Raw genomic sequence first — 2,449 nt, 5'->3', positions numbered from 1 at the left:
AGCGACATGCGAACGAGGAGATCTGCAGGCCGAAGGCCGAAGCCCTCCGAGGGAGCATGGAGCGAAGCTGATGTCTGGTGACCAAAGCGGAGGGGAAACACCCGTACCCATCCCGAACACGGACGTGAAGACCTCCAGCGCCGAGAATACTGGGAGGGCAGCCTCCTGGGAAGGTAGGTCGTTGCCAGGCGAGGAGAGAAGGTCAGGCGTTGATGCCTGGCCTTTTTTCGTGTCTGCATCCCCTCGCAACCTGCCGAGAGACCCCCATGGACCTCCACGCAAAGGCGAATCGCCCACCAATCGGGGCAGCCAAGCAACGGCCCGTGCGAACCCCACCGTTCCCTGCATTCCAACCGTCTCCCCCTCGCGCAGCGCCACCCAGTCCCTGACGATCTCCCTGCAAGAGAGCATGCGTTTGCCTCTCGGTCGGGTTCATATTAGTTAAGGAATCAGACAAATCAAATTGAGAAAAAATCTATTCAAGCCTTGAAAACGCATAACTAAATCGATAAGATCGCCAGAGAAAGGCCTAAAGCATCTTCGGATGGTTGTTCCTATGATCCATTTCGGTTTGCGTACCATAGAGGGGGTTATGCAGATGCGGAGAAGCAAGTTGTGGCTTTCCGGAGTGTCTGCCACGCTGGTTTTGGGTGTTGCGGGATGTGGTACGGCCTCGGCCGTGCACCAGCCGTCTGGACAAGTGAATGCGCCTGGGCAAGGAACCCCTGCAGCAGCCGTGGGTTCGGCCCAAGACACACTCACCGTCATTACGAGTCCCAAGGGAAATTTTGCGGACAACTTTAATCCTTTCGATCCAAGTACGAACGATGGGACCTACGGCAACATTTATGAGACCCTCTTCTACTTCGACAACCTAACAGGAAAGACCTGGGATTTGCTCGGGACGAGCTACCACTTTGCAAATGGCGGGAAGACCCTTCTCGTACAACTGCGAACCAACGCGAAATGGACGGATGGGACTCCATTCACGTCGAAGGATGTCGTTTTTACGTTCGACGAGCTGAAGAAGTATCCCGATGCGGATACAAACATCGTTTGGTCCGTTCTGTCCAGTGTGAAGGCCATCAGCAAGTATGAGGTCGAATTTGATTTCAAGACAGTCGACATTCCTTTTGCTCAGCAATACGTGCTTGGCGGCACCTACATCGTGCCGGAACACGAATGGAGCTCTTTGGGCGATCCCACAAAGGTGAAGATTACGTGGCAAAAGGCGATTGGAACCGGACCGTTGAAGCTCATCTCCTTCTCGCCACAGCAGTACACGTTTGAGGCCAATCGCCTCTATTATCTCGGCGCGCCCAAGGTGAAGTACGTGCGATATCCTGCCTACACGAGCAATCAGGCTGCGGATCTGGCACTCGCGAGCGGTCAGGTGGACTGGTCAGGCATCGACATTCCAGATATTCAAAAAACCTTTGTGGCGGCCGATCCTGCTCATCACCACTACGATTTCCCGCCTGGTGGGGTCGTAGAACTCTATCCAAACTTCAATAATCCCTTGTTGGCGAACTTGGCTGTTCGTCAAGCCATCAATCTGGCTATCAATCGCAAGGCCATCCAACAAATCGGAGAGACGAACTACTCCGTTCTGCCGGTGCCGACAAGCTTAATCCCGTCTCAAATGTCTTGGCTCGATCCCCATCTGCCCAGCCAGGATCGCCAGTTTACGGTCAACTACCAAAAGGCCATTCAAATTCTCGAGCGCGCCGGCTTTCGACGGAACAGCCAGGGCATCTTTGAAAAAGACGGGAAGGAACTGTCGTTTAACTTACTGACGGTGTCAGGATGGAGTGACTGGGACGAGGACGCGCTCCTCATCAAGCAGGAGCTGCAACCGATTGGTATCAATATCAACGTCGTGCAGCAGCAGTTCAACGCTTATTACAATTCCATCAATCCAGGTGTCGGCATCAAGCCCAATTACGATCTTGCCTTGTCATGGACCAATGAAGGACCCACGCCGTACACCATTTACTTTGACATGTTGGACTCAAAAGGCAACTGGAACATCGAGCAGTATCGCAATCCGCAGGTCGACCAAGCGCTCGCCACGTTTGCTTCCACCACAAACCTGGAGGTGCAGAAGCAGGCGCTGTACAAAGTGGAGCGAATCGCTGCCGAAGACCTGCCCGTCATTCCGGTGTTCGACGGCGAGCTGTGGTACGAATACAACGATGCGCACTTCACCGGGTGGCCCACCAAAAACAACATGTGGATTAACCCGGCGCCATACACCTTTCAGGCAGCTGCCATCATTATTGACCATCTGAAACCCGTATCTTGATCCGTAGGCCGCGAAGAGCCACGGCAGCGCACGCTGGTCCGTGGCTCATGAGCGTATAAAGTTTGAGTAGGGTTTGCTTCTGGGAGGATTCTCCGAGGCAAAAGAGAAGAGACCTCACTGAGACAAGAAAAAGCCCGCGTTGCA

At 53.9% G+C, this 2,449-nt stretch carries 1 protein-coding gene and 1 rRNA gene; both read left to right on the top strand.

From position 1 onward, the window contains the following. Positions 1-73: 73 nt before the first annotated feature. Positions 74-190, top strand: a 5S ribosomal RNA gene (gene rrf, locus BW934_RS14570). Positions 191-598: 408 nt separating this feature from the next. Then, the gene (locus tag BW934_RS14565; RefSeq protein WP_084182644.1) at positions 599-2,305 is read left to right on the top strand and encodes an ABC transporter substrate-binding protein; all 1,707 of its coding nucleotides are present in this window, start codon (positions 599-601) and stop codon (positions 2,303-2,305) included. The last annotated feature ends 144 nt before the right edge of the window (positions 2,306-2,449 follow it).

Source organism: Alicyclobacillus vulcanalis (assembly GCF_900156755.1).
In the GTDB taxonomy this organism is placed as follows: Bacteria; Bacillota; Bacilli; order Alicyclobacillales; family Alicyclobacillaceae; genus Alicyclobacillus; species Alicyclobacillus vulcanalis.
Note: the sequence above shows the minus strand (reverse complement) of the source record. Positions and strands in the feature narration are given on the sequence as shown.